Origin of the sequence: uncultured Aquimarina sp., from assembly GCF_947500065.1 — a bacterium.
Classification (GTDB): domain Bacteria; phylum Bacteroidota; class Bacteroidia; order Flavobacteriales; family Flavobacteriaceae; genus Aquimarina.
On sequence record NZ_CANMQT010000007.1, the window covers coordinates 170,153 to 194,681 of the forward strand.

Consider the following 24,529-nt stretch of genomic DNA (forward strand, 5'->3'; position numbering starts at 1 on the left):
CATGCGTGCATTTACAACGAGAAAAAGAACTTACTAATTGTATATTTTGGTTAATTTTATAATCATGGAAGAAAAGCTAATGTCTAAGAAGAAACCTATCTATCCCATTAATGATAGCCTGGATAGTTATTTAAAAGAATGTAATCGTAAAATCAAGATTCCGGTATTTTATGATGATTTGTTGAGGTTTTCGGGTTCTATTGTTGTGTATGATAGTAATGATATAGATACTTTATGGGTTCGTGTGTATTATGAAGAACACGAGCGTCCTGAGATAGAATCCAGTCTAAAGAAAGTGTATACGATACTACATTCTGATGGAAATGAAGATGCGATTGAGTTTCTTAATATCGATGCGATTGATTACTGTACTTTTGGAAATTCTAAGCCTTTTAGGATTAAGATTCGGAATATACTGAATGATAACTACACCTATATTTATGTAAAGAAAGCGGATGCTTCTCGTATTTATGGATTAGAGTTAGAGCATATGTTCTCGCCAAATCGTATTAACTTTTTAGTATATAAAAATACGTTGATAGAGGAACATATTGCAGGAATTCCTGGAGATGTATTTATAAAAGATTTTTTACCTGATCTAAGTGATCAGGCAAAATCTCAGATCGCCAAGGAATTTGTGAAGTTTAATGAACGCTGCCAGATGCGTTTATTAGGAGATATGCGATCCTATAATTATGTAATCATTCCTATACACGATTTTGAGCATGTGGAGTATAAGATTAGAGCTATTGATTTTGATCAACAATGTTTTGAAGGGAAGTTAAAAGTATATCAACCACAATTCTTTAAGGAGAATTTTGATATGGTAGATATTGTGATGAATAAATTACAGCCTAGTTCTATAGAACAGTATAAAAAAGAGGAACGTTCTGTTCTGGCAAAACGTATATTAAATTCCAGATCACGTTATGAAACCTTAGTTAATTGCATGTGTGCTGATACTATTTCTACTTCCGAAAACTTGGAAGAACTAAGAGAACACCTCTATAATTTTACCTTAGATCTAAAATTCAGGAGAAGTAAATCGATGGGAGAAGTCCTAAAGACTGCCTTGGATTTTGTAAAACGTAATTATGAAAATGTCAATATGAAAAGATTGTTGGAAGGGTGATGGAAGTCGGAAGTGAAAATAATAGATTATCTCGGACATCCGACTTCAAGCCTCTGACATTCTTATTTTATTTTTTGCTCCAACTCAGTATTTTTTAGTTTTAAAGCTTCTACTTCCTTGATTAAGTTTTCTGTCTTTTTATTCTGCTCAATCATATACAATGTAAGCTCCTCTATTTTTTGAAGAAGTTTAGCATTCATTTCCCCTAGTTGAATACCATTTTCGGATACTTCTGTTGCAGAAGGAACGTTTTCTAAGTGTCCTTTTTCTGCGATATGATTTTCTACTTCTTGTAGCGTAGGTAGGTTATAATCATTCTCGAAAACGTAGTCAGGCCATGCATTGTATAAGGCAACCTTAACCTCTTCCGCAGCGATTTTGCCTTTTACACCTAGTTTGAAACCTTTGGTATCTTCAGTACCGATCCCTACATTACCTCCGTTAAAAAAAGATGTCCCATAGGAGTGAATTTGTACTTTTTTTGTTTTTTCTGTTTCAGAATCAGCTGTGTACATTTCGAATTTAGAGTGAAGAAAACCACTTGATGATCCACCAGGTTTAAGCATAAAGACATTGTGATTATAACTCCCTGGAATTGTTCCCATGGTCATGTTATGTCTGGCCCAATATATTCCATCATCATCAGGTCCAGAGTTTAAGAATATTTTTCCTTTCACATCAAGTTTTTCTTGCGGATTTGTAGTTCCAATACCGATATTTCCATTGGTGTCTGCGAGCATCGAAATGGAATTATTATTGTAATTATATAAACTGAATTTCCCTACAGTAGGATAATTAGAAAGAAGTCCCCAGCTATCTTGACCTGCATCCTGAAAACGTATGATGGATGGTTTCCCATCAGTAGATGAATTTATATGAATTTCAGCATTATTGTTTGCAATAGATTTAACTTCTAGTTCTGCAGTTGGATTTGTAGTTCCAATACCTACATTTCCGTTTGTTTTTACAATCATTTTTTCTCCTCCGCCAGCAAGTAAGCTTAAATCCTTTCCTGTTTGTCCGCCAATAATAGCTTTGTTTGTATCCCAACTTAATCGACCATGATCCGCACTTGATCCCCAAGTAATAACTCCATCTCCTCTAAATTTAATTCTATTATTCAATTGAAGACTAGTAACACTAGAATTTCCCTGATCCACAATATGTAATTTTGCGTTAGGATTTGTAGTTCCAATACCTAAATTACCATTAGCTGCCATTGTCATCATTTTGGTAGTATAACTAGTCCAGGTAAATAATGGCCTGTTTTGTATCGGACCATTAGATCTTCTTGCATCAAAAGCTACCAATGCATTAGTTCCTGTATCCATAGCATCAGATGTGGAACCCATAATAGAAAGCGAATATCTGTTGTCTGTTGCGTGATATCCTTTAATTAAAGGAATAAATTGATTTGCAGAACCTGTACTGTTTGCTATTTGTAAATAATCGGAAGGGGCATCAGATATCTTAAATCGCATCAAACTTTCTGTTTGTCCTGCATTTGATAATATATCTAATTTAGCTCCTGGATTTGTTGTTCCTATACCTACATTACCAGCAGGATTTAAGGTCATTAGATGGTTTGTTCCTTTGTTAAAAAAATAGATATTACCAATAGGTTTTTCAATACTTCCAATATAGAGCTGATTGGTTCCATTTAAACCGAAAGCCCTTGTGTAATTGGATTCACCACTTTTTTGGACTCTGATATAATCAGTAGTATTGTTTAAATCCACATTCTGTGAATTAGCTTGAATAAAGAAAAGTGAAAGTGTTAGTATTAATAATGTCTTTTTCATGATTTTGTTTAGTTAGTTCTTATTTGGAGCATACAAAAAAACGCTTCAAAAATTTATAATGCTTTTTAATAAGTGTCTTTAGGTTACCAATTGTTACCATGACTTTGTTACTTTTTTTCGGTCGAGAATAAAGTGTTTTTTTTGAAGGTAAAAGGAGGGAAGATATCTGAAGTCAAAAGTTAGGTGTTAGATGTAGAAAGTCCAAGATTCAAATTTTTATAATGTAATTTGTACCTTAGACTTTTATGTTTTTAGACTAAATTATAATTAATCCTTCTGCTCTTTATTAAAGTATACCAGGTAATAGTACATCTGTTTTTCTTCGTCCCAGCCTTTTTCTACAAATTTCTCTGCGGATTCTGGGTTGATAAAATCCATTTTAATCTGAATATTTGTGTCTAGATTAATCGTGTTTTTTATCTTTTTTCTTGCTGCTGATACCGCGGTATTGGCTATAGGGAACTCAGTAAGATCTTCTATATGGTATTTTGGTGCCTTTTCTGTTTTGTAATGTTTAAATTCAGGAATAAGATCTGGATTATCAATTACTTCGTTTAAAAAAGCAGATTCTTCAAATGTATCGTTCTTTGCAAAGTGATTTACAGCTCGGTTCATAAACATCACTTCTTCTTTTTTATCTTCTGCAGGTAGGACCACATCTTTAGCAAAATCCTGACAGAATTTCATGTATTTTTTCGTGTAGAAATTATCATCTTCAAAAGCTTCTACTCCTAAGAAATGTTCTAACCAATATTTGGTGTCATATTTATTGGAATCTACAGAAAGAATTTTATATCCTTCTTCTTTTTTATAATTAAAAATTAAGCAACCTTTATCAAGTTTGTTAAGATTAACTCCTTGTTGATGTAATAATTCTAAATCGGTTCCTCTTTCTTCAAACTGAAGGAAATCATATTTTAATTCTGATTTAAAAATCCCTAATGCAGAAACTTTTTCGTTATCAATCGTAAGGTTTTCTAAGTAGGTGATATATACTTCACCACTCTTAATATGTGGATGCTGTGATTGTTCATATAGCAAAGAAGTTATTCTTTTGGATTTCTCATGTGCAGAAGATGGATTGTCAAAAATTTCGGTAACAATCTTATATAACGGATTAAATTCTACATCAACTTCATTTGCAAACTGGAAATAGTTTTCTTCCTTTTCTCTAAAAGGTTTAAAGAAGTATTCTTTTAATAAAGCTGTTAACTCATCATTAAGCGCATAAGGAGAATCAGAAAGAAATATATTTTCATTTCTGCTTTTATTTCCAATTCTATGAATCGAAAGGGATTCTATTTGAGTGCTATATAAGTTGATCATTTTTTTTGTTTAAAAGTTGTAAAGTTTCAGAGAATCTAACAATTTATGCTTCAAAGGTTATTACGAATCTTTGATTCTTTTTAACCTAATTCCAGTTTTCATCAAATCCTAATTCATCATAGTCATCAAGATCTAGGAAATCATCTTCTTCACTATCTTCGTCTAGATTATCTGCTTTAAATTCTTTATCAGGAGCATTGTCTGGTATTTGACCATGCACAAACATAACACTTGGATACTCTCTTCCGTTTTCATATTCCGCAATTTCTGCGAGTTCTACTAAGAAGGTCCACATGCTTAGGAAATCATAAATGTAAATTAATCTAGGAGATACTTCATGTACAACATCAATAAGAGATGTTTCATTCATTAGTCTTACAGGCTGATTGCCATCACTCATGTCAAAAAGAGATATTTCTTCTCCTTGAGTCCATTGCTCATCGCTAGTATAAAAAGAAGCCATTTCCATACCGTCAAATCCGAAGGATTGGTTAATGACATCATGAAATTGCTCTAAAGTAGCATCTTGTTCGATTTCGATATCTCTAAACACATCTTCCTCTGTATCCAGGATAATTCTGAAACGGTAAATCATTCTTCATTAATTTGGATTGGCAAAGATACTACAAATCAATTGTTATTTGGTAAAACGATGTAATGAAAAAGTAATTGCGCCTAATAATAAAAATGCAACAACTTGGTGTAATATTCCTAATGTTATTGGTACTCTATACAGTAAAGTGAAAACACCTAGCAGAAACTGAATCCCTACGATGATTAATAATATATTTAGTGATTTTTTCTGAATAAGATTCGTTTCAATTTGTTTACTTCGATACCAAATTAATACAATAAGGCCTACTACAATATATGCTAGATATCGATGTATAAATTGTACCCCACTTTTTCCTTCAATAAAATTCTTGATTAACGGAGATTGTTCAATATATACTGATTCGTGTATCAATTGTCCATCATTCATTAGTGGCCAATGATTATGTAAAAAACCAGCATCTAAACCGGCTACAAAGGCACCATATATAATTTGAATCAATAATATTCCTAAGGTCCATCGGATTAGATTTCGGAACTTACGGTTTACAGGTTTTTTATTTGGATACATAAGATCCAGCGCTACCCACAACGTATAAGCAAACGTTATGAAGGCAGCAGTAAGATGCATAGCAAGTCTGTAATGACTGACGTCAGGTCTGTCTATCAATCCACTTTTTACCATAAACCAGCCTAAAAAGCCTTGAAAACCGCCTAAAAACATTAATATAATAGATTTTCTTATGGTCGACTTGGTTAGCTGCTTTTTAATTAAAAAATAGACAAAAGGTATAATAAACACAATCCCTATAAATCTTCCGATGACACGATGTAACCATTCCCAGAAGTAAATGTCTTTAAAATCCTCTATAGTAAATTGATTATTAATTTTTTGGTATTCAGGATATTGTTTATACAGTTCAAAAGCAGTATTCCATTCTGTATCATTCATAGGAGGCAGGGTCCCTGAAATTAATTTATAATTGGAAATAGACAAGCCAGAATGAGTAAGTCGAGTAATACCACCTATTACAACCATAATAAAAATGAGAAAACATCCAGTTAACAGCCAGTAAATTACTTTTTTATTGTTTTGTTTCATATGCATTAGTGTCTAAGTTTAATAGTATGCAAGAATCTAAGAAGTTTTAATTTTCCTAATGTAACTAGCAAGCATACGTTCAATTTCGCGAGTATTTTCAAAGAGAATATCAAAGTTCTCTTTCTTAAGGAAATTGAGGTTTTTACTTATTTCGAGTTGAGTCTGTAATTCAAAAAGTGAACTGATAGCAATATTTAAAAACCGCAAATAGTCATTTTTACCAGTTCTTCCGTATCCTTCAGCGATATTACTTGGTATTGAAATAGAAGATCTTCTGATTTGAGAAGTTAGCCCATATTGTTCTTCTTTTGGGAATCTGTTTGTTTCTGAATATATCTGCGTAACTAATTCAATTGATTTTTGCCAAATCATTAAGTCTCTGAATGTGCCCATTATATTATTAAATCATTAATACTTCAAAAACTTAGATACTTAGTGTCTTAGTCACTCTTTAAACCTAATTCTTCACCTTTCCTGATCATAAACTGATAGGCAACTTCATGCTCATTGGATATTTCTCCTTCCAGAATAGCTTCTTTAATAGCTTCTTTAATGATTCCAATTTCGCGTGAAGGTTTGATATTAAAAGCTTTCATGATTTCTTCTCCACTTACAGGAGGTTGGAAATTACGAATATGATCACGTTCTTCTACCTCTACCATTTTCTGGCGTACAATCTTAAAATTATTGTGATATTTCTTAAAACGTTTTGGATTTTTTGTTGTAATATCTGCTTCACAAAGTGTCATTAACTCTTCGATATAATCACCTGCATCAAACACTAACCTTCTTACCGCAGAATCTGTAACATCAGAAGCAATAACAATAGGTCTAGAACTCATTAATACCATTTTCTGTACAAATTTCATTTTGTCATTCAAAGGCATTTTTAAACGTTTAAATAGTTTGAAGACCATTTTAGAGCCTACGAATTCATGACCGTGAAATGTCCATCCTACTTTTTTACTAAATCGTTTGGTAGGAGCTTTGCCAATATCATGTAATAATGCTGCCCATCGCAACCATAGATCATCTGTATTCTCAGAGATGTTATCAACGACTTCTAGTGTATGATAAAAATTATCTTTATGCTTCTGACCTTCTACTTCATCAATACCTTTTAAAGCTACTAATTCAGGTAATATATATGGCAATAAGCCTGTTTTTTCTAATAGTACAAAACCTACGGATGGTTTTTTACTAAGCATAATTTTATTAAGTTCATCAACAATACGTTCTTTGGTAATGATCTTAATACGATCTTTGTTTTTAGTAATTGCTTTTAGAGATGTATCTTCAATTTTAAAATTCAATTGCGTAGCAAAACGAATGGCGCGCATCATTCTAAGAGGATCATCTGAGTATGTAATATCTGGATCTAAAGGTGTACGGATAATTTTGGATCTTATGTCTTCAAGCCCATCAAAAGGATCTAAGATGTTACCAAAGTTATCTTCAGAAAGGTCCAACGCTAATGCATTGATAGTAAAATCTCTTCGATTTTGATCATCTTGCAATGTACCATTTTCGACAATTGGATTTCTGCTGTCTTCTCGATAAGACTCTTTTCTAGCACCCACAAACTCTACTTCGATATCATCGGCATTTAACATTGCCGTTCCATAGGTCTTAAATATCTGAACTTTTGGATTGCTCGGAAGCAACTTAGAAACCTCTTCTGCCAATTTAATTCCACTACCAATTGCCACAATATCAATATCCTTTGCAGTACCTCTTTGCAATATAAAATCTCTTACAAAACCTCCAATGACATAGCTTTCTAATTGGAGATTTGCTGCCGCTTTGGTTATGGTATTAAAAACAGAATGTTGTAATGCTTCTTTGTAATTCTTAGCTTCCGACATGTATCAATTTACTTCCTGATAATTTTCACTGTACTATCGCCTCCTATTTTGATGATAGAGGAAGGCTTAGCGTCTTTGTTTTTCAACGGCAAATTTACAACATAGTCTACGCCTTCCAAAATCTCTTTGCTTATTTCTTTTAAGTTTCGAGGAGTGGATTTTCCACTAATATTAGCGGAAGTAGAAACTATTGGTCTTTTGAACTTTCGAAGTAATTTACTGCAAAAAGGATCACGAGCTACTCTAATTCCTAAAGTATTGTCTTCTGCTATTAGATTTTCTGCAACTCTCAAAGGTCTATCATAAATTATAGTAGTTGCTTTTTTAGCGTATTTTAAGATATCGTAAGCTACTTCTGGAACTTCTTCTACATATTGCTGAAGCATTTTAAAATCACTTACTAAGCAAATCAAGGATTTACTTTCTGCTCGTTGTTTTAGGGCATATATTTTATCAATAGCGCCAGGATTTGTGGCGTCACATCCTATTCCCCAAACTGTATCTGTTGGGTACAGTATAAGGCCACCTCTTTTAAGTACGGCTATTGTTTTTTCTACTTCTTCTCTGTAATCTTCCATTAGTTGAATTTTGGAATTATATTTTCTTCATCAATAAATTGTGGAACTTCAGGGTTTAAAGTTTCACCATTAAGCACTTTTTTATATAGCTTAACATAAGATTCTGTCATTACTTTTGAATTGAAATACTTTACTGCATATTCATGACAGCGTTTTGGATTGTAATCAAACTCTTTAATCGCTTTCGAAATTTCCTCAGAACTATCGCTTGTAAAACCAACTTCAGAAGTAATTAGTTCTGGTAAAGAACCATTTTTAGTTCCAAAAACGGCACAACCTGCGTACATACTCTCTGTAATAGCTAACCCAAAAGGTTCGTGCCATTTTACAGGGAAAACAAGTCCTTTGGAATACTGAATAATGTCCATTTTGACATTGTTGTTCACCATACCTCGGAATATAATCTTTGGATTAAAAATGTATTTAAAACCTCTTTTGAAGTTTCGGAAATTCCATTTTTCACCTCCCAAAATGTGTAATTTGTTTCCCGATTCGAGTGCTATTTTAGCTGCACCAAATACATTTTTTATTTTCCAAGCAGCTTTTCCTAAAAAGTGAAGATACTTTCTTTCCTTATCTAAAACAGGATCAGGATAGTCGTCCCAATCTAAGCCATTATAAACATATGTGGATGACCCATAGCGTTTTGCATGATTCTTAGAGATAAAGACTGTGTTTTTATTTAAAACTTCCTCTTTGGGAGGATTGGTATGCATCGTAATAATAACAGGCTTATTAACTTCATAAAGAGGAGTATGACTAAAATGTGCAATATCAATATCATCTGGTATTTGCGAATTTAAATCTTGGTCAGGATTAAGTGTTAATACTTCTGCAAAATTGCATTGAGATCCAGGCCTAACAAGATAAACTACTTCGTGACCTAGTTTATTCAATTCTTTTCCAAGTCCCCAAATCACGCGTTCAATACCGCCATAATTCACAGCTGGAATGATCCCTGAATTATCTACAATCAATATTTTCATACAATTGGATTGATTTTTTGTTTATGCTTTAATGACCTTGTAAGGGGAGCTTGCAGAAATAAAGTATAAAACAAAGGCCAATACTTTGGTTTTACGATACTACTAAAGAAGTATCTAATCTGCAAATAAGTTAATAATATGTAAAACGGAATGATGCCATAATGTTTTTTAATGATATACATTAAGGAGATTTTTAATTCTGTTTTAATTGCTACAGATTTTTCCGTGCTTGCTCCATGGTAATGTATAAATGTAGCTTCCGGAACTAAATACGCAGATTTATTGATTTTTGCTAGACGTTTACAAATGTCTGTTTCTTCATAATACAAAAAGATATTGGTGTCAAAACCGCCAACAATATTAAAATCTTCAGCTCTAAAAAACATAAAACTTCCAGCAATAAATTGCCCTTGTTGTGGCTCTGTATAAAGTCTTTTGCGTTTTGGATATTTTTTAGAGTTTAATTTTTCAAGAAATTTTCTTCCAAAAATCTCCCTTCCTAAAGATGCAAAATGATCTATAGTAGGCAAAATTTTCTTATCTTCTGTAAACGCTTGAGGACCACAAACACCAACATTTGGATGGTTATCCATAAAGTTTTTTAGAGAAGAAAGACAATCACTTTCTAGGATAGTGTCATTGTTTACAAAGGCGAGGTGCTTTCCAGTTGCTTTTTGTACGCCTATCATATTTCCGCTACCAAACCCAGTATTGATATTACTTCGAATCAATTCTATTGAAGTATTATTTTTGATAGATTCAATGTATGTGTTCACCGCTTTGTAACTCTCTTTTTCAGAACCATTATCAACTACAATATATTGACAAGATAATTGGTCAGAAGTATGTTCTAAGAGCGATTTTATACAATTGATAGTATATTCCTCAGAATTGTAATTGATGATAATAACCGATATATCAAACATAATTAGTTCTTTAAATATTGATCTACTCCTTTTTCGATATAGGTAATTTTTTTTTCTGTAGTTTCTTTCTCTATTATTTCGTTTACATGGATATGACTTTTATCTTGTTCTTTATGATAAATGTGGTATACAATTCCTTTAAATTTTAATCTTTTTCCTTTAATTCCTATATTGATTAAACGCTGAATCATTTCACTATCGTCAATCCCCCAACCAGTCAGCGATTCATTAAAGCCATTAACTTTCAGAAAATCTTCTCTCCAAAAAGACATGTTACATCCTCTTAGCTTAGAAGAGCGTTTGTCTTCGGTTTTATAACTGTTAGCTAGAAAAGGAATACGAAGCGTACGTCCTCGTTTTTTTATCCCTTTAGAAAAAAAGTTAAAATGTGTTTGCTTTTTTTCGAACAGTATGTCTAAATAGTCTTCTTGTATATTTACGCGACTCCCATATAGAAAAACTCCTTTCTCAGCTAGAGAAAGATGATCTTTTACGAAATCTTTATGCATAATAATATCACCATCGATTTCTACAATATATTCGAATTTAGCGCTAGCAATCGCTTTGTTCATGATGGCAGGTTTCTGATTTTTGTTGTCTTCATGCCAAACGTGGTGTAGTGGTACCGGAAAATCTTTTTGCATACGTTTAATTAACGTCGCGGTTTCTTCTCTAGATCCATCATCCGCTATAATGACTTCGTCCGGAGGATGAGTCTGGTTTTTTATGCTTAAAAGTAATAGTTCTAAAGCCTCAGGCCAATTATAAGTTGGTGTTACCAAAGAACAAGTAGGATACTTCGCCATTTTTAGAATGTTTGTTTTGCAAAGTAACGGATTTCTGTTAAAACAATTTTACAGAACTGCTTTCCTTTTAAAAATCTTAAAATACCTACCTTTGCTCATTATTTTTAGTGATACTCCTTTTTTGCAAATTTCCGAAGTGGAAATTGACAATGGTAAGTGAACTAATCCCGTTGCAGAACAGGATCTGTTTTTGTTTTTACTAATTCAAAAGGAAGGATTCTTTTAATTAAAAGACTATCGTTTAATATGCCAAACAGATTTGTAGTACATGATTCTAAGAAGTTGTTAGCTTCTGATATAAAGAATGCTATTGATAATTTTGAAGAATATACTGAGATATTAGGGGATGCTGAGCGTAATGTCATTAAGATAATCACTCTAAACGATAAGAAGTATACCATAAAATCATTTAAGATTCCTAATGTAATTAATCAAGTTGCATATCGTTTTTTTAGAAAATCTAAAGCGGAGCGATCCTTTATGTACGCTAATAAATTATTGGAGGCTGGAATTAAAACACCTTTTCCAATTGCATTTGAGGTGAGAACTACACCGTTTTTGTTTAAAAAAAGTTTCTATGTGAGTGAATTGGTGGAATGTGATCTTACTTATAGAGAATTAACTACGGATTTTGGAATAGAAGATCATGAAGAAATTCTTAGAGCTTTTACTAGATTTACGTTTGAGTTGCACAAGAGTGGGATTAATTTTTTAGACCATTCACCAGGTAACACTTTAATTGAGAGAACTGAGGATGGTTACGAATTTTCTCTTGTAGATCTAAATCGGATGGAGTTTGGCGAAATGAGTTTTGAGACTAGAATAAAAAACTTTGCTCGTTTAACCATTCATGAATCTATGATTAGAGTGATGAGTAATGAATATGCAAAATGTACTAGTGAAAATGAATCTGAAATCTTTAGATTGATGTGGCAATACACTCAAGAATTTCAGAACCGATATCATGGTAAACGCAAACTAAAACGAAAGATCTTTTTCTGGAAAAAGAAATACAGAGATTAGTAGGTATAAGAAATTATAATGAAAGCCATTTTTTAAATTTCCCTATTTTTTCTATCGCAACAAAAATGTTGCTTTCTGAAGTATCAGGATTCAATGATATCTTTATTCTTGATTTAGACGTGTAGTACATATCTCCAATCGATTTTAAATGAATAATGTATTTTCTGTTAATTCTAAAGTAATTAGAAGGATCTAATTCTTGTTCTAATTTTTTTAAAGAAAAATCTATAGGAGTTTTTTTACCATTCCAAAGTTGGACGAAGGTTAGTTTTTCTTCAGTGTAAAAATATGCAATTTGATCAATTTCAATGGTCTTTAGACTGTTGTTCATTTTTACTAAAAACCTTTTTTTGTATTCTTTGCCATTATGAAGAAATAGGTCTTTATATTCAGGTAATTTATTTTTATTAAGGCCAAAAAATTTATCTATACTTTTTGATAATGCGTCTTTTCCAACGGGTTTCAATAAATAATCGATGCTATTCTGTTCGAATGCTTTAATTGCATATTCAGAATATGCTGTGGTAAAAATTATTGGGGTATTGATTTCTAGTATTTTGAAGATTTCGAAAGAGTATCCATCTGATAAATTGATATCAAGAAAAATTAGATCAGGGCTTTCTGTAGATAAATACTGTATTGATTCATGTATAGATGTAAGAACCTTAACAATCATTATTTGATTATTGACTTCCTGAATCAAATTTTGTAATCTAATTGCTGCGATGCTTTCATCTTCTATAATAATCGCTCTGGTCATATTTCGGGTTGAATAAGTGGGATAGAGGCTATGTAGTTGCTGTTTAGTAGGTTGAAAACAGGGGCGTCAGAGTGTAACATTTTGTACTGATTGATTAGGTTTTTTTGCCCAATACCCAATGATTTTTCATAATCATTATTTTTTGGTTGGAAATTATTAACGACTTTAAGATTTAGGTTTTCAACAGTAATAGTTATTTTTAAAGGCTTATTGATGTCAATACTATTATGTTTGATCGCATTTTCGAAAAGTAACTCTAAAGTCATAGGAGGTAACAAAAGATGTAATTTAGTTTCTTCAATATCATTTTGAAAAACAATACTTTCTCCAAACCGAATTTTCTGTAAAGACATATAAGAATTAATAAGCTCTAGTTCTTTTTTTAAGGGTACAACAACTTCTTCGCTTTGTGTTAAGTTATAACGATAGATATTAGATAGTTCTTGTAAAAAATGTTCTGCTTTTTTAGTATCAATACTTATTAGTCCAGAGAGGCTATTAAAACTATTGAATAAAAAATGAGGGTTTAATTGCTTCTTTAGGGCTAGGTATTGGGCTATGGATTTTTCACTTTGATACTGCGTGAGTTTGATTTTGATATCTTGTTTTTCTTGTTGAGATTCCAAGAAAATTTCAACAAAGTAAACGAAAGCGATAATTGCAAAATTAATTAATAAAATAGACCAAAAAGCTAAATCAAAAAAAGTCTCATCAATATCATCTTCATTATTGAAAAAATTATAGGATATTCCTTTAATTAAAAAGGTCAATACAACTGCTTTAACAATAATTGCTACAGTCCAAAAGCTTAAAAATTGAGATCTATTTTCTGCATCAACCATTTTGGGAGCGATATTCTTTTTTAAATGGACTCTGGACCAAAAAATAATAAGGGTAAAAATAAAACTAACGGGTAATAATACTAATGTTTCAGAAATACCCTCTTGTAGATTATCAGTATATATTTCACTGATTAAATGAAAAGCATTAAACAGAAGAATAATGAATAAATAAAAATAGATTCTGTTAGTTTTCAATGTGTTGGTTTTAGTTTTCTGTAATTGTTATAGTGTCTTCTTCAATATCTACAGTATAAAAGTATCCTAATGCCCTATTGTTCGGATTGCTTAAATTTATTAAATTTCCTCGTATTGAAGCTGGTGGAGGGTTACCAATTATTGGATTTCCCAGATTTCCTGTTTGTATAAATAGTTCATTCAAGAAATCAAAATAGGCTTCTGAGATTGATAATTGTTGTGCTGTAGCAACATCACCAATTTCAAAAGGCACCTCGTCATTTGGATTTACACCGATACGCTGTCGACCATCAAAGAATTCATCCGATACAATCAAAACTTCACTGTTTCCTGGGTCTGGAACAATTATAAACTCATCATTTCTAAAAAGTCTATAATGATAAAAGTTAGAAACATTAATTGGGTCAGTCGTGTCAAACTTAACGAAATACCCAGCATCAGTGGCAATTGTTTCTTCTTCAAATTCAAAATAGAAATTATCAAATCGAGGTACTTCACTAATAGAATCTGATCCTTCATAAGTTTCTTCATTCCAGTTTATAGTGATGGTGTAAGTGTTTCCAATTTCAGGAGTGATATCCGAGTTTTCGTAAATTCCATTAGATGTATGAGTAAATGTCCAAGAATCTGTGTTGCTTGTTACAATGACAGATGCATCGTCTACGGACGGTAATTCTTCTGTAGATAAAAATGAGGCAGTAGTAGTCAGTTGTATACTCTGAGTAGCTAGAGGGCTAACAGTATTTCTTTCTAATCCACCATTGATAACTAATCTCGGAGTACTTTCATTTAAGGTTATGTCATTAGTCACGTCTGTCTCACAGGATATGAAAAGTAATGAGATAATTATTGCGGATGCTATAAATATATTTTTCATTTGATGTTTTTTAAAATTTGAATTCATAAGATATACTTGGTACAATGCCAAAGAATGATAGTTTGGTTGCTTGAGTCATTCCAGTAGCTATATCTGTGTCACCGACTTCTCCAATTTCATTAAAGTAAATAGAGGCTGCATTTTGTCTATTGTATACATTTACCAGACTGAATACCCATTTACCATTTTTACCTTTTTTTGGATTTAATGTAGCCGATATGTCTAATCTGTGATAGGCTGGTAATCGATTGCCATTTCTATTGTCGTAATCAGCAACTACTAATCCATTTTGCTCATACCTTCCAGTAGGATAGGTTACTGGTCTTCCTGAACCAAAAACAAAGTTTGCTCCAAAATCCCATCTTTTATTAAGTTTATAAAACCCAACAAGGTTTAGCTCATGTAATTGATCACTATTAGATGGATAATATTCATTATTGTTAATCCCCAGAACTCTAGTTTCTGATTTAGCAAGTGTATAGCTTAACCAACCAGTAAGTCTACCTTCATTCTTATTTAGTTGTACTTCTAACCCATATGCTCTTCCTTCTCCTTGCGCTATCTGAGTTTCTATTTCTTCTGTAAATATTAGATCCGCTCCATCAATAAAATCTGTCACATCACTCAATTTCTTATAATATGTTTCCAGACTCAGATCATATTTACCATCATTAAATGATCTAAAGTATCCTAGTGCTAATTGATCTGAATATTGGGGTTTTATATATGAACCACTTGGAGACCAAACATCTAGAGGAGTAGGAGAGGTAGTGTTAGAGATTAAATGCAAATATTGATACATTCTGTTGTAACTTATCTTAAAAGAATTTGAATCATTTAATAAATACCTGGCAGACGCTCTAGGTTCTAATCCATTAAATGATTTTATATTATCTCCAGAGCCGTATTGTGTTGTTCCTGTCACTTCATTTTCTTCATAAATATTCTGTTCAGAATTATAGGTTAATGGAGTCCCTGTTTCATATTCGCGTATTTCTTGAGCTCCTAGTCTAAAAAAATTAGACCATCGTAATCCGTATTGAACACTAAGTTTATCTGATAATTTTTGTTTTAAATCTACATAAACCCCATTTTCTAAACCAAACTTGTCACTAAACTCTTCTTCATTAATACTAGATCCATTTAGAGAAGATATTTTTCCAGGTTTAAATTGATAGTAAGTCATATCAATTCCTGTTTTCAGTGTGTTATTATTATTAATGTACCAAGATAGTTTTGGTTTTAGGTTGTAGTTGGTGATACTAGATTTCCATCTAAATTCTGAACCAGTTCTTAGATTGTCTAGATTGTATTCATAATTACTAAAAATAGCAGAAGTTTGTAGAAATAACTTTTCATTTATAACACTTGTCCATCGTAAGGTTCCAGAGGAGTTTCCCCAGGTTGTACCTAATAATCCATCAAGTTCAAATGTGTCTCTCCCGAAATATCCGGAAAGAAATAATCGATTGTTTTTATTTAGATCATAGTTTGCTTTTAGGTTGAAGTCATAAAAAAACAGAGAACTGTCCTTGAAATCTTCTAAAAGGAATGAAAATAGATCTATGTATGATCTTCTACCTGCTAGCATATAGCTTCCAGAAGCTTCTTCTTTATCACCTTTTAGAATGGGGCCTTCTATTAATGCTTTTGCAGAAATAAGTCCTATTCCAATATTTCCTCCAAATTTTTTAGTATTTCCTTCTTTTTGTTTTATGTCGAGTACAGAAGACAATCTTCCACCATACGTAGACGGAATTCCTCCTTTGTATAATTTTGCATTTTTTATAGCATCAGAATTGAATACAGAGAAGAAGCCGAATAAATGTGAAGCATTGTAAATAGTAGCTTCGTCAAGTAGTATTAGGTTTTGATCTACAGAGCCACCTCTTACATTAAAGCCAGATGAAGCTTCGTTTACACTAGAAACTCCAGGTAGCAATTGTAATGATTTTAGAATATCAGGCTCACCAAGAATGGCGGGCATTTTTTTTATAGTTTCTCCTTGTAATGATATAACACTCATTTCCGTAGATTCTATTTTTTTTCTTGTGTTGTTAGATGAGATAATAATCTCGTCCAATTGGGCTAATTCTTCTGATAAATCAAAATCTATTTTTTGATTCTTCGTAATTAGAATTTCTTTACGAATAGTGCTATATCCTAAATAACTGATTTCTATTTGATGAGTTCCTTTCTCAATGTTTATAGAATAAAAACCATAATCATTTGTTGTGGTTCCTATAGAATCATCAATAATAATATTAACTCCCAGTAATTTCTCTCCAGAGCCAATATCTTTTATATATCCACTTATAGTAAGTTGTTCTTGTCCAAATGTTCCAAGTGCATATAAAAAGAGCAGGTATACAAATCTTTTAGTCATACGAATACAGTTTTAAATAATTTTTATTCAAAACTATAGGAGGAGCTTTGCTGAATTTTAGAAATTAGGATAAGCCTTGAAAAAAACCGATAAACCATTATTTTTTCAAACGAACAAATGTTTTAATAATAGAGGTTAACTAGAATTCACCTATGAGTAATCTGTTGAAAGGTAGTGTGTTTAGTTACTATTTTGCTTAATTAATTCTCTGAGTTTAGAGTACTTTAAAAAAGTAATATTGGCGGTTTGTATACATATAACAAAGCCATTAAATCCATCTAGAAATCCAAATCTTAGAAAATAAGCTTTAAAAAAAGCCCAAGTCGGATTGAGAATAATTTTCCAGATTGGAGCTTTTTTACCCAACTTATAGTATGATTGAGCAGATATTGTAGAAAACTTATCAGTTTTAAGGTTAAACTCTTGATAGGAAGCGTAGTTCCAGTGCAATATATCACCTGATAATTTTGAAGAAGCTTTTGGATTGGTCAATTTAAAAGAATCGTGTGGATTAATTCCTTTCCATTCACCTTTCCCTTTAATAAAAGCTCTCAGTTTTTTATCTGGATACCAATCGGAGTGTTTTATCCACTGGCCACAAAAATTATTATATCTATTCATATAATATCCATCATGAACCCAATTAGATTTTAGTTTAATCAAAGAATTCTGAAGTTCGCAAGATAAAGCTTCATCACCATCTAAAGATATGATATGATCATAGGAAGCTTGTGTAATAGCAAAGTTCTTTTGTTCTATATACCCTAAAAATTGTTGCTTTATAAATTTGACATCAAATTGCTTACATATTTCTTCTGTCCTATCTGTAGAAAAAGAGTCTACTATTACAATTTCATCTACAACACCTGCTAAAGATGAAAGACATCGCTCTATTTTCTTTTCTTCGTTGTAAGTAATGATAACAGCAGATAGTTTAACCATTCGCGTATTTTAAGATTGATTGATGCCTTATTTATAAAGGTATCTTGCAAAAATAGTTATTTTTACGGCAATGCAATCACCAGAAATAACAGTAATCATAAGTACTTACAACCAACCCGAATGGTTGCAAAAAGTATTATTCGGATATGAGTGTCAGAGTATCAGTAACTTTCAGGTAATAGTTGCGGATGATGGTTCAACAGAAGATACTAAGAAATTAGTTTCATCATTTTCTAAAACGTCTAATTATTCTTTACAACACATTTGGCACGAGGATCAAGGATTCAGAAAGACAGTGATTTTAAACAAAGCTATTGGGGTTGCAAATTCAGATTATTTATTATTTACTGATGGGGATTGTATTCCCAAAGAAGATTTTATTGAAACCCATTTACGAATGAGGAAACCTGGTTGGTTTTTGTCAGGAGGATATTTTAAGTTACCAAAGCATATTTCAGAATTAATTACTGAAAAACATATAAAGAATCAAGAATGTTTTGATGCTAATTGGTTAATAGATCAAGGGCTGGAGTCTTCATTTAAGTTAAACAAATTAACTGCCACAGGATGGAAAGAACGTTTTCTTAATTTTATAACTCCGACTAAAGCTACTTGGGATGGTATGAATGTTTCAGGTTGGAAAAAAGACGTTTTATTGGTTAATGGTTTTGATGAACGGATGCAATATGGAGGAGAGGATAGAGAAATAGGCGAGCGTTTATTTAATCTTGGGATTAAAGCAAAACAAATACGTTATAGTGCAATTTGTTTACATTTATATCATGAAAGAGGATATGTGCAACCAGGGATGATTACCAGAAATAAAGCTATTAGAAAAATCACGAAACAAGAGAATGTAATCAGAACTCCTTTTGGAATCGAAAAAGATTAAAACTTAAGGTTTTGAAGATATGATCTAAGTTTTGGAATAATTAATTCTGAAGAAAGATTTTTATATAATTCCAGTGCTTTGTGTTTCATCTCTTTTGGAGTCTTATCTCCATATAACTCAGGTTTGGTATCATAAAGATGAACTGAGTCGTGTTTAGTGCCATCTTCAAACATATTCCAATCTTTTTTAATAATCCATGGTGAGAAAATCGTAAAGGTCGGTTTGTCTAAAGCTTTAGCCATATTAACTGCTCCACCTTCATTTCCAATTAAAACATTACAATGAGAGAGTATTGCTATAAATTCACGCAAACTTTTTCCGAATACATTAAAGTGAATATGTTTCTGTGTGTTTTTTGTTGTCAAGTCATAAATAGCCTTAGCATCTTTTTCTTGACTCGGAATATAATTAAATAGAATATTACCAGAGGAAGTGGCTACAATTTCATCAATTACCTTGGCCATATAGTCAAAAGGTAATGTTTTTCTCATTTCACTACCCAAAACACTAATCATTATAAGAGGTGTTTCTGAGGTAATTCCATTGTCTTGTAGATATGATTTAGAGGTGTTTTTTTCCTCTTCAGTTAAGAATATTTTTGGCTGAATAATATGAGTAGCAATTTTCTCTTCAGAATATACCAATCTCAACCTATTTTCAATTGCTATAGAAGCATTAGTAATAGGTTCGGGCTTTCTGTGAATTACTTTAGAGTAGAGAAATTGGGTATACCATTTATAAAAGGATATTTTCTTTGGAGCTTTAGAAAAATAAGAGATGAGGTTACTTTCTAATTTTCCATAAGCATCGATAACCAGATCGTATTTTGATTTTTTAATTTCCTTTAAAAAAAAATAGAACGCTTTCTTACTATCGCGATATTCATTTTTAAACTCTATAACATTATTGAAAAATGGATTTTCAAGAATTACAGGCTTTGTATTAGAGTTTACTAAATAGTCAATCGTGGCATCAGGATATTCTTTTGCTAGTGCTTCGCAAATGATAGTGCTTGTAAGCACATCACCGATCATTTTTTGTTGAATGACTAATATTTTCATTTGCCAAGCTATTGATTAAAAGAATGAGCTTGTCTTTTTTTAGACAAGCTCACAAATATGTTTTATTTATAATTAAACAGCTACATCGTGCTCTCTAAGTGCATCGTTAAGCGAGGTTTTTTTATTGGTGCTCTCTTTACGTTTCCCTATGATTAATGCACAAGGAACATTGTAATCACCAGCAGCAAACTTCTTTGTGTAACTACCAGGGATAACCACTGATCTTGCAGGTACAACTCCCTTTCTTTCTACAGGAGTGTCACCAGTAACATCAATAATTTTAGTAGAAGCTGTTAATACTACATTAGCTCCAAGTACCGCTTCAGTTTCTACACGAACACCTTCTACCACAATACATCTGGATCCGATAAAAGCATTGTCTTCAATGATAACAGGAGCAGCTTGTAATGGTTCTAAAACGCCACCAATTCCAACACCACCGCTAAGGTGAACATTTTTACCGATTTGTGCACAACTACCTACTGTTGCCCATGTATCTACCATGGTGCCTTCATCAACGTATGCACCGATATTAACATAACTAGGCATTAAGATGGTTCCAGGAGAAATATATGCTCCGTGACGCGCAACTGCATTAGGAACCACTCGAATTCCTTTTGCCTTATATCCTTTTTTTAATGGAATCTTATCGTGGTATTCAAAAATACCAGCTTCTAATGTTTCCATTTTTTGGATTGGGAAATAAAGTACAACTCCTTTTTTTACCCATTCGTTTACTTGCCATCCACCTTCTATTGGTTCTGCTACACGAAGTTCTCCAGCATCTAGTAAGTCTACAACTTTTCTGATAGCATCCTGAGTACTTGATTCTTTTAAAAGCTCTCGATTATCCCAAGCTTTTTCTATGGTTTCTTTTAGTTGGTTCATTTATTAAAAAATTTTGGTAAAGATAACAGCTTCATCGGAAAATCATACCCTCATTGGATATTTTAGGATACTCTTAATAATTCGTACTATTTTATAATAATGTTATACTTTTGCACAAAATAAATTATGGCAAGGATTTTGGCAATAGATTATGGAGGAAAGCGATGTGGGATTGCAGTTACAGACGAATCCAAGATCATAGCTTCTGGATTAACCACAGTAGATACTAAAGAACTATTAAGTTGGTTGAAAAACTATGTGACTGAAGAAGAAGTAGAATTATTTGTAGTTGGTGAGCCAAAACGTTTGCATGGAGAAGCTTCAGAGAGCGAAAAGTTGATCAAACCGTTTTTAGAAAAACTAGCAAAACTATTGCCCGATATTCCTGTAAAAAGGATTGATGAGCGATTTACGTCTAAAATGGCTTTTGATACTATGATCGCCAGTGGAATATCTAAAAAGAAACGAAGGGATAAAGCATTAGTAGATCAGATTAGTGCTACGATTATACTTCAGGATTATCTTTATAATTTATAAGGAAATTCAATAACAATAAAGAATAGAAAATATAGAATACTTATCATATGATTATACCAATTGTTGCATACGGTGATCCAGTATTGAAGAAAAAAGCAAAGGAAATTAATAAAGAGTATCCTAAGCTTTCAGAATTACTAGAAAACATGTTTGAGACCATGTATAATGCTCATGGTGTTGGATTGGCTGCTCCACAGATTGGACTTCCGATACGATTGTTTTTGGTGGATACTGAGCCTTTTTCGGATGATGAAGAACTTTCTGAAGAAGAAAGAGAAGTGTTAAAAGGATTTAAAAAAGTCTTTATAAATGCTACAATCATTGAGGAAACTGGTGAAGAATGGGCTTTTACTGAAGGATGTCTAAGTATCCCGGAAGTTAGAGAAGATGTTTTTAGAAAAGAAACAATCAAAATTAACTATTTTGATGAGAACTTTGTAGAATATACAGAAACGTATAGTGGTCTTGCAGCAAGAGTTATCCAGCACGAATATGATCATATCGAAGGAGTTTTGTTTACAGATAAACTATCCAGCCTTAAAAAACGTTTAATTAAAGGGAAACTTACTAATATTTCTAAAGGTAAGATTGATGCTGACTATCGAATGAGGTTTCCTTTAGCTAAAAAAGGACGTTAAAAAATATTCGCAATACATTTTTATAGTAAGAATTATGTAATAATTTATGTTGGTTAATGTTTGATTTTTTAAAATGAACTGTTGATATTTGCCAACCTTGAAAAGAAATATATGAGCTTAGATAAAATATTATCGATTTCTGGAAAACCAGGTTTATACGAATTAAAAGCACAAACCCGTAGTGGATTTGTTGCAGAATCATTAGCAGATGGTAAAAAATTATCCGTTAGTATTCAAAACAATGTGAGTATTCTTAGTGAAATTGCAATATATACTTTTACAGAGGAAGTTCCTTTAAGAGAAATATTTAAAAGAATCCAGGAAAAAGAAAATGGTGAGAAAGCTATTAGCCATAAAGAATCTAAGAATAAATTAGAAGCTTATTTTAGTGAAGTATTGCCTGATTACGATGAAGACAGAGTGTATGTTAGCGATATGAAAAAAGTAATACAATGGTATAATATTTTACAATCTAAAGGAATTACTGATTTTGAAGAACCAGAAGAGGTAACATCCGACGAAGAAGAATAAAAAGTATTTTTTTAATAATCGAAAATCCTGTCTTATTGAGGCGGGATTTTTTGTTTAGAGTTTAAGAATTCATTATCAGTTTTTTATACTGTTAAGGGATTATGAATAAGTTATACAAATATTGCCTTATTTTCAATACACTGTTTGGGTACTTCTTCGTATTTTTGCGCAAAATTTAAACACAACCGAACAAATAGTTAAGTTTACATGGCTAATACCAAATATGTTTTTGTAACCGGAGGCGTATCTTCTTCATTAGGAAAAGGAATTATAGCAGCTTCTTTGGCAAAATTGCTTCAGGCAAGAGGATATAGAGTTACGATTCAGAAACTGGATCCTTATATTAATGTTGATCCGGGAACATTAAACCCTTATGAGCATGGGGAATGCTATGTGACTGATGATGGAGCAGAGACTGATCTTGACCTTGGACATTATGAACGTTTTCTGAATACACCTACATCGCAGGCTAATAATGTAACTACCGGTAGAATTTACCAAAGCGTTATCGAAAAAGAACGTCGTGGCGAATTTCTAGGAAAAACGGTTCAAGTGGTGCCGCATATTACAAATGAGATTAAAGAAAGAATTCAGATTCTCGGAAAAAGTGGTGATTACGATATTGTAATTACAGAGATCGGAGGAACGGTTGGTGATATAGAATCTTTACCTTATATCGAAGCTGTTCGTCAGTTAAAATGGGAATTAGGAGATACAAATGCACTAGTGATCCATCTTACACTAATACCATATCTATCTGCTGCTGGAGAATTAAAGACCAAGCCAACGCAGCATAGTGTAAAAACGTTAATGGAAAGCGGTATAAAAGCAGATATTTTGGTGTGTAGAACAGAACATGAATTGTCAGAAGATCTTCGTAAAAAACTAGCTTTGTTTTGTAATGTAAGACAAGAGGCAGTTATAGAATCTATTGATGCATCTACAATCTATGATGTGCCTAATTTAATGTTGGAAGAAGGGTTGGATGCTGTCGTGTTAAAACAATTGGTACTTAGAGATGATAATGTTCCGAATTTAGATAAGTGGAATGATTTTCTACAACGACATAAAAACCCTAAGTGTGAGGTAACAATAGGTCTTATTGGGAAATATGTAGAACTGCAAGATTCTTATAAATCTATTTTGGAAGCTTTTATACATGCTGGTGCGGAAAATGAGGTGAAGGTGAATATCGAGAGTATTCATTCGGAGTATATCGATAATGAAACTATTGCGGGTAAAATTGCGCACTTAGATGGTATATTGGTAGCTCCTGGATTTGGAGAAAGAGGTATCGAAGGGAAGATTAAAGCGGTACAATATGCAAGAGAAAATAAACTACCATTTTTCGGTATTTGCTTAGGAATGCAGATGGCTGTGATAGAATATTCGCGTAATGTTTTAGGTTTGAAAGACGCCTGTTCTGTAGAAGTTGATGAAAATACTGCGAATCCAGTTATTAGCTTAATGGAAGAGCAAAAGAATATCACTGATATGGGAGGTACTATGAGATTAGGAGCCTGGGATTGTGAGTTAATGGATGCTAGTAAAGTATCCGAAGCTTATGGTGAGTCTTTAATAGCTGAGCGTCATCGTCATCGTTATGAATACAATGATCAGTACAAAGAACAATTAGAAAAAGCTGGACTTAGAACTACAGGAATCAATCCAAAAACTGGATTAGTAGAAATTGTTGAAATTCCTGATCATCCTTGGTTCGTAGGTGTACAGTATCACCCAGAATATAAAAGTACGGTAGCCAATCCTCATCCACTTTTTGTAGCTTTTGTAAAAGCAGCCGTAGAATATTCTAATTGTGATAAAGATGCCAAAGTGGCACAAGGATCCTAACTGGCTAGATAATTGACAATAAAAAAAGTAA

General features: G+C 32.4%; 24 protein-coding genes. 7 read left to right on the top strand and 17 right to left on the bottom strand.

Features of this window, described 5'->3' with window-relative positions; genetic code table 11:
* The first annotated feature begins 64 nt into the window (after positions 1-64).
* Complete coding sequence (locus tag Q0975_RS19770; protein WP_299439854.1) at positions 65-1,132, top strand: hypothetical protein; 1,068 nt, start codon at positions 65-67, stop codon at positions 1,130-1,132.
* Between the two features lie 62 nt (positions 1,133-1,194).
* Here the strand turns inward: Q0975_RS19770 and Q0975_RS19775 are convergent, their stop codons facing one another.
* The 10 genes from Q0975_RS19775 to Q0975_RS19820 all read right to left on the bottom strand — a co-directional run bounded on the left by Q0975_RS19775 (position 1,195) and on the right by Q0975_RS19820 (position 11,075).
* Positions 1,195-2,934 (bottom strand): hypothetical protein, encoded by a 1,740-nt coding sequence (locus Q0975_RS19775; RefSeq protein ID WP_299439856.1) that lies wholly within the window; start codon positions 2,932-2,934, stop codon positions 1,195-1,197.
* 267 nt (positions 2,935-3,201) lie between these two features.
* Positions 3,202-4,260, bottom strand: coding sequence for a nucleoid-associated protein (locus tag Q0975_RS19780; RefSeq protein ID WP_299439858.1), 1,059 nt, complete (start codon positions 4,258-4,260; stop codon positions 3,202-3,204).
* 85 nt (positions 4,261-4,345) lie between these two features.
* Positions 4,346-4,855: a hypothetical protein gene (locus tag Q0975_RS19785; protein ID WP_299439860.1), complete on the bottom strand. Its 510-nt coding sequence runs from the start codon at positions 4,853-4,855 to the stop codon at positions 4,346-4,348.
* Between the two features lie 42 nt (positions 4,856-4,897).
* Positions 4,898-5,914, bottom strand: a complete 1,017-nt coding sequence (locus tag Q0975_RS19790) for a COX15/CtaA family protein (RefSeq protein ID WP_299439862.1) — start codon at positions 5,912-5,914, stop codon at positions 4,898-4,900.
* Positions 5,915-5,950: 36 nt separating this feature from the next.
* Positions 5,951-6,307, bottom strand: coding sequence for a four helix bundle protein (locus Q0975_RS19795; RefSeq protein ID WP_299439864.1), 357 nt, complete (start codon positions 6,305-6,307; stop codon positions 5,951-5,953).
* Between the two features lie 47 nt (positions 6,308-6,354).
* Complete coding sequence (locus tag Q0975_RS19800) at positions 6,355-7,779, bottom strand: HD domain-containing protein (RefSeq protein ID WP_299439866.1); 1,425 nt, start codon at positions 7,777-7,779, stop codon at positions 6,355-6,357.
* Positions 7,780-7,787: 8 nt separating this feature from the next.
* Positions 7,788-8,357, bottom strand: a complete 570-nt coding sequence (locus tag Q0975_RS19805) for an L-threonylcarbamoyladenylate synthase (RefSeq protein ID WP_299439868.1) — start codon at positions 8,355-8,357, stop codon at positions 7,788-7,790.
* A complete protein-coding gene (locus tag Q0975_RS19810) occupies positions 8,357-9,343 on the bottom strand; it encodes a glycosyltransferase (RefSeq protein ID WP_299439870.1) in 987 nt (328 codons plus the stop codon). Before Q0975_RS19810 ends, Q0975_RS19805 begins: the two co-directional genes overlap by 1 nt.
* Positions 9,340-10,269: a glycosyltransferase family 2 protein gene (locus Q0975_RS19815; protein WP_299439872.1), complete on the bottom strand. Its 930-nt coding sequence runs from the start codon at positions 10,267-10,269 to the stop codon at positions 9,340-9,342. Before Q0975_RS19815 ends, Q0975_RS19810 begins: the two co-directional genes overlap by 4 nt.
* Before the next feature lie 2 nt (positions 10,270-10,271).
* A complete protein-coding gene (locus tag Q0975_RS19820; protein WP_299439874.1) occupies positions 10,272-11,075 on the bottom strand; it encodes a glycosyltransferase family 2 protein in 804 nt (267 codons plus the stop codon).
* A 246-nt stretch (positions 11,076-11,321) separates the two neighbouring features.
* Here Q0975_RS19820 and Q0975_RS19825 point away from each other — a divergent pair, with 246 nt between their 5' ends.
* Positions 11,322-12,098, top strand: coding sequence for a lipopolysaccharide kinase InaA family protein (locus tag Q0975_RS19825; RefSeq protein ID WP_299439876.1), 777 nt, complete (start codon positions 11,322-11,324; stop codon positions 12,096-12,098).
* 13 nt (positions 12,099-12,111) lie between these two features.
* Here Q0975_RS19825 and Q0975_RS19830 read toward each other — a convergent pair whose 3' ends face one another.
* The 5 genes from Q0975_RS19830 to Q0975_RS19850 form a co-directional block, all read right to left on the bottom strand.
* The gene (locus Q0975_RS19830) at positions 12,112-12,858 is read right to left on the bottom strand and encodes a LytTR family DNA-binding domain-containing protein (RefSeq protein WP_299439878.1); all 747 of its coding nucleotides are present in this window, start codon (positions 12,856-12,858) and stop codon (positions 12,112-12,114) included.
* A complete protein-coding gene (locus tag Q0975_RS19835; protein ID WP_299439880.1) occupies positions 12,855-13,895 on the bottom strand; it encodes a histidine kinase in 1,041 nt (346 codons plus the stop codon). Before Q0975_RS19835 ends, Q0975_RS19830 begins: the two co-directional genes overlap by 4 nt.
* A gap of 10 nt (positions 13,896-13,905) precedes the next feature.
* A complete protein-coding gene (locus tag Q0975_RS19840; RefSeq protein WP_299439882.1) occupies positions 13,906-14,772 on the bottom strand; it encodes a DUF4249 domain-containing protein in 867 nt (288 codons plus the stop codon).
* Positions 14,773-14,782: 10 nt separating this feature from the next.
* On the bottom strand, positions 14,783-17,158 hold the full coding sequence (locus Q0975_RS19845; RefSeq protein WP_299439884.1) for a TonB-dependent receptor: 2,376 nt from the start codon (positions 17,156-17,158) through the stop codon (positions 14,783-14,785).
* Positions 17,159-17,338: 180 nt separating this feature from the next.
* Complete coding sequence (locus tag Q0975_RS19850; RefSeq protein WP_299439886.1) at positions 17,339-18,100, bottom strand: glycosyltransferase family 2 protein; 762 nt, start codon at positions 18,098-18,100, stop codon at positions 17,339-17,341.
* A 70-nt stretch (positions 18,101-18,170) separates the two neighbouring features.
* On the opposite strand from Q0975_RS19850, the gene Q0975_RS19855 reads away from it, so the two are divergent.
* Entirely contained in the window at positions 18,171-18,992 is an 822-nt protein-coding gene (locus tag Q0975_RS19855) for a glycosyltransferase family 2 protein (RefSeq protein ID WP_299439888.1), read from the top strand.
* Here the strand turns inward: Q0975_RS19855 and Q0975_RS19860 are convergent.
* Complete coding sequence (locus Q0975_RS19860; RefSeq protein ID WP_299439890.1) at positions 18,989-20,053, bottom strand: glycosyltransferase family 9 protein; 1,065 nt, start codon at positions 20,051-20,053, stop codon at positions 18,989-18,991. The genes Q0975_RS19855 and Q0975_RS19860 overlap by 4 nt on opposite strands.
* A 72-nt stretch (positions 20,054-20,125) precedes the next feature.
* Entirely contained in the window at positions 20,126-20,941 is an 816-nt protein-coding gene (locus Q0975_RS19865; protein WP_299211173.1) for a 2,3,4,5-tetrahydropyridine-2,6-dicarboxylate N-succinyltransferase, read from the bottom strand.
* Positions 20,942-21,067: 126 nt separating this feature from the next.
* Between Q0975_RS19865 and ruvX the strand changes: the two genes are divergently transcribed.
* From ruvX to Q0975_RS19885, 4 genes are all read left to right on the top strand, one after another.
* Positions 21,068-21,478 carry a Holliday junction resolvase RuvX gene (gene ruvX / locus Q0975_RS19870; protein WP_299439892.1) on the top strand — a complete coding sequence of 137 codons (411 nt, stop codon included), beginning with the start codon at positions 21,068-21,070 and terminating at the stop codon, positions 21,476-21,478.
* A 47-nt stretch (positions 21,479-21,525) separates the two neighbouring features.
* Positions 21,526-22,116, top strand: coding sequence for a peptide deformylase (def, locus tag Q0975_RS19875; protein WP_299439894.1), 591 nt, complete (start codon positions 21,526-21,528; stop codon positions 22,114-22,116).
* A gap of 111 nt (positions 22,117-22,227) precedes the next feature.
* Entirely contained in the window at positions 22,228-22,647 is a 420-nt protein-coding gene (locus Q0975_RS19880; protein ID WP_299439896.1) for a DUF5606 domain-containing protein, read from the top strand.
* Between the two features lie 207 nt (positions 22,648-22,854).
* Positions 22,855-24,498, top strand: a complete 1,644-nt coding sequence (locus Q0975_RS19885) for a CTP synthase (RefSeq protein ID WP_299439898.1) — start codon at positions 22,855-22,857, stop codon at positions 24,496-24,498.
* Positions 24,499-24,529 lie beyond the last annotated feature (31 nt).

Excerpts from the sequence above, each read along its gene's own strand:
- Q0975_RS19770 (WP_299439854.1), top strand. The coding sequence starts at position 65 with ATGGAAGAAAAGCTAATGTCTAAGAAGAAACCTATCTATCCCATTAAT.
- Q0975_RS19775 (WP_299439856.1), bottom strand. The coding sequence starts at position 2,934 with ATGAAAAAGACATTATTAATACTAACACTTTCACTTTTCTTTATTCAA.
- Q0975_RS19780 (WP_299439858.1), bottom strand. The coding sequence starts at position 4,260 with ATGATCAACTTATATAGCACTCAAATAGAATCCCTTTCGATTCATAGA.
- Q0975_RS19785 (WP_299439860.1), bottom strand. The coding sequence starts at position 4,855 with ATGATTTACCGTTTCAGAATTATCCTGGATACAGAGGAAGATGTGTTT.
- Q0975_RS19790 (WP_299439862.1), bottom strand. The coding sequence starts at position 5,914 with ATGAAACAAAACAATAAAAAAGTAATTTACTGGCTGTTAACTGGATGT.
- Q0975_RS19795 (WP_299439864.1), bottom strand. The coding sequence starts at position 6,307 with ATGGGCACATTCAGAGACTTAATGATTTGGCAAAAATCAATTGAATTA.
- Q0975_RS19800 (WP_299439866.1), bottom strand. The coding sequence starts at position 7,779 with ATGTCGGAAGCTAAGAATTACAAAGAAGCATTACAACATTCTGTTTTT.
- Q0975_RS19805 (WP_299439868.1), bottom strand. The coding sequence starts at position 8,357 with ATGGAAGATTACAGAGAAGAAGTAGAAAAAACAATAGCCGTACTTAAA.
- Q0975_RS19810 (WP_299439870.1), bottom strand. The coding sequence starts at position 9,343 with ATGAAAATATTGATTGTAGATAATTCAGGGATCATTCCAGCTGTGAAT.
- Q0975_RS19815 (WP_299439872.1), bottom strand. The coding sequence starts at position 10,269 with ATGTTTGATATATCGGTTATTATCATCAATTACAATTCTGAGGAATAT.
- Q0975_RS19820 (WP_299439874.1), bottom strand. The coding sequence starts at position 11,075 with ATGGCGAAGTATCCTACTTGTTCTTTGGTAACACCAACTTATAATTGG.
- Q0975_RS19825 (WP_299439876.1), top strand. The coding sequence starts at position 11,322 with ATGCCAAACAGATTTGTAGTACATGATTCTAAGAAGTTGTTAGCTTCT.
- Q0975_RS19830 (WP_299439878.1), bottom strand. The coding sequence starts at position 12,858 with ATGACCAGAGCGATTATTATAGAAGATGAAAGCATCGCAGCAATTAGA.
- Q0975_RS19840 (WP_299439882.1), bottom strand. The coding sequence starts at position 14,772 with ATGAAAAATATATTTATAGCATCCGCAATAATTATCTCATTACTTTTC.
- Q0975_RS19845 (WP_299439884.1), bottom strand. The coding sequence starts at position 17,158 with ATGACTAAAAGATTTGTATACCTGCTCTTTTTATATGCACTTGGAACA.
- Q0975_RS19850 (WP_299439886.1), bottom strand. The coding sequence starts at position 18,100 with ATGGTTAAACTATCTGCTGTTATCATTACTTACAACGAAGAAAAGAAA.
- Q0975_RS19855 (WP_299439888.1), top strand. The coding sequence starts at position 18,171 with ATGCAATCACCAGAAATAACAGTAATCATAAGTACTTACAACCAACCC.
- Q0975_RS19860 (WP_299439890.1), bottom strand. The coding sequence starts at position 20,053 with ATGAAAATATTAGTCATTCAACAAAAAATGATCGGTGATGTGCTTACA.
- Q0975_RS19865 (WP_299211173.1), bottom strand. The coding sequence starts at position 20,941 with ATGAACCAACTAAAAGAAACCATAGAAAAAGCTTGGGATAATCGAGAG.
- ruvX (WP_299439892.1), top strand. The coding sequence starts at position 21,068 with ATGGCAAGGATTTTGGCAATAGATTATGGAGGAAAGCGATGTGGGATT.
- def (WP_299439894.1), top strand. The coding sequence starts at position 21,526 with ATGATTATACCAATTGTTGCATACGGTGATCCAGTATTGAAGAAAAAA.
- Q0975_RS19880 (WP_299439896.1), top strand. The coding sequence starts at position 22,228 with ATGAGCTTAGATAAAATATTATCGATTTCTGGAAAACCAGGTTTATAC.
- Q0975_RS19885 (WP_299439898.1), top strand. The coding sequence starts at position 22,855 with ATGGCTAATACCAAATATGTTTTTGTAACCGGAGGCGTATCTTCTTCA.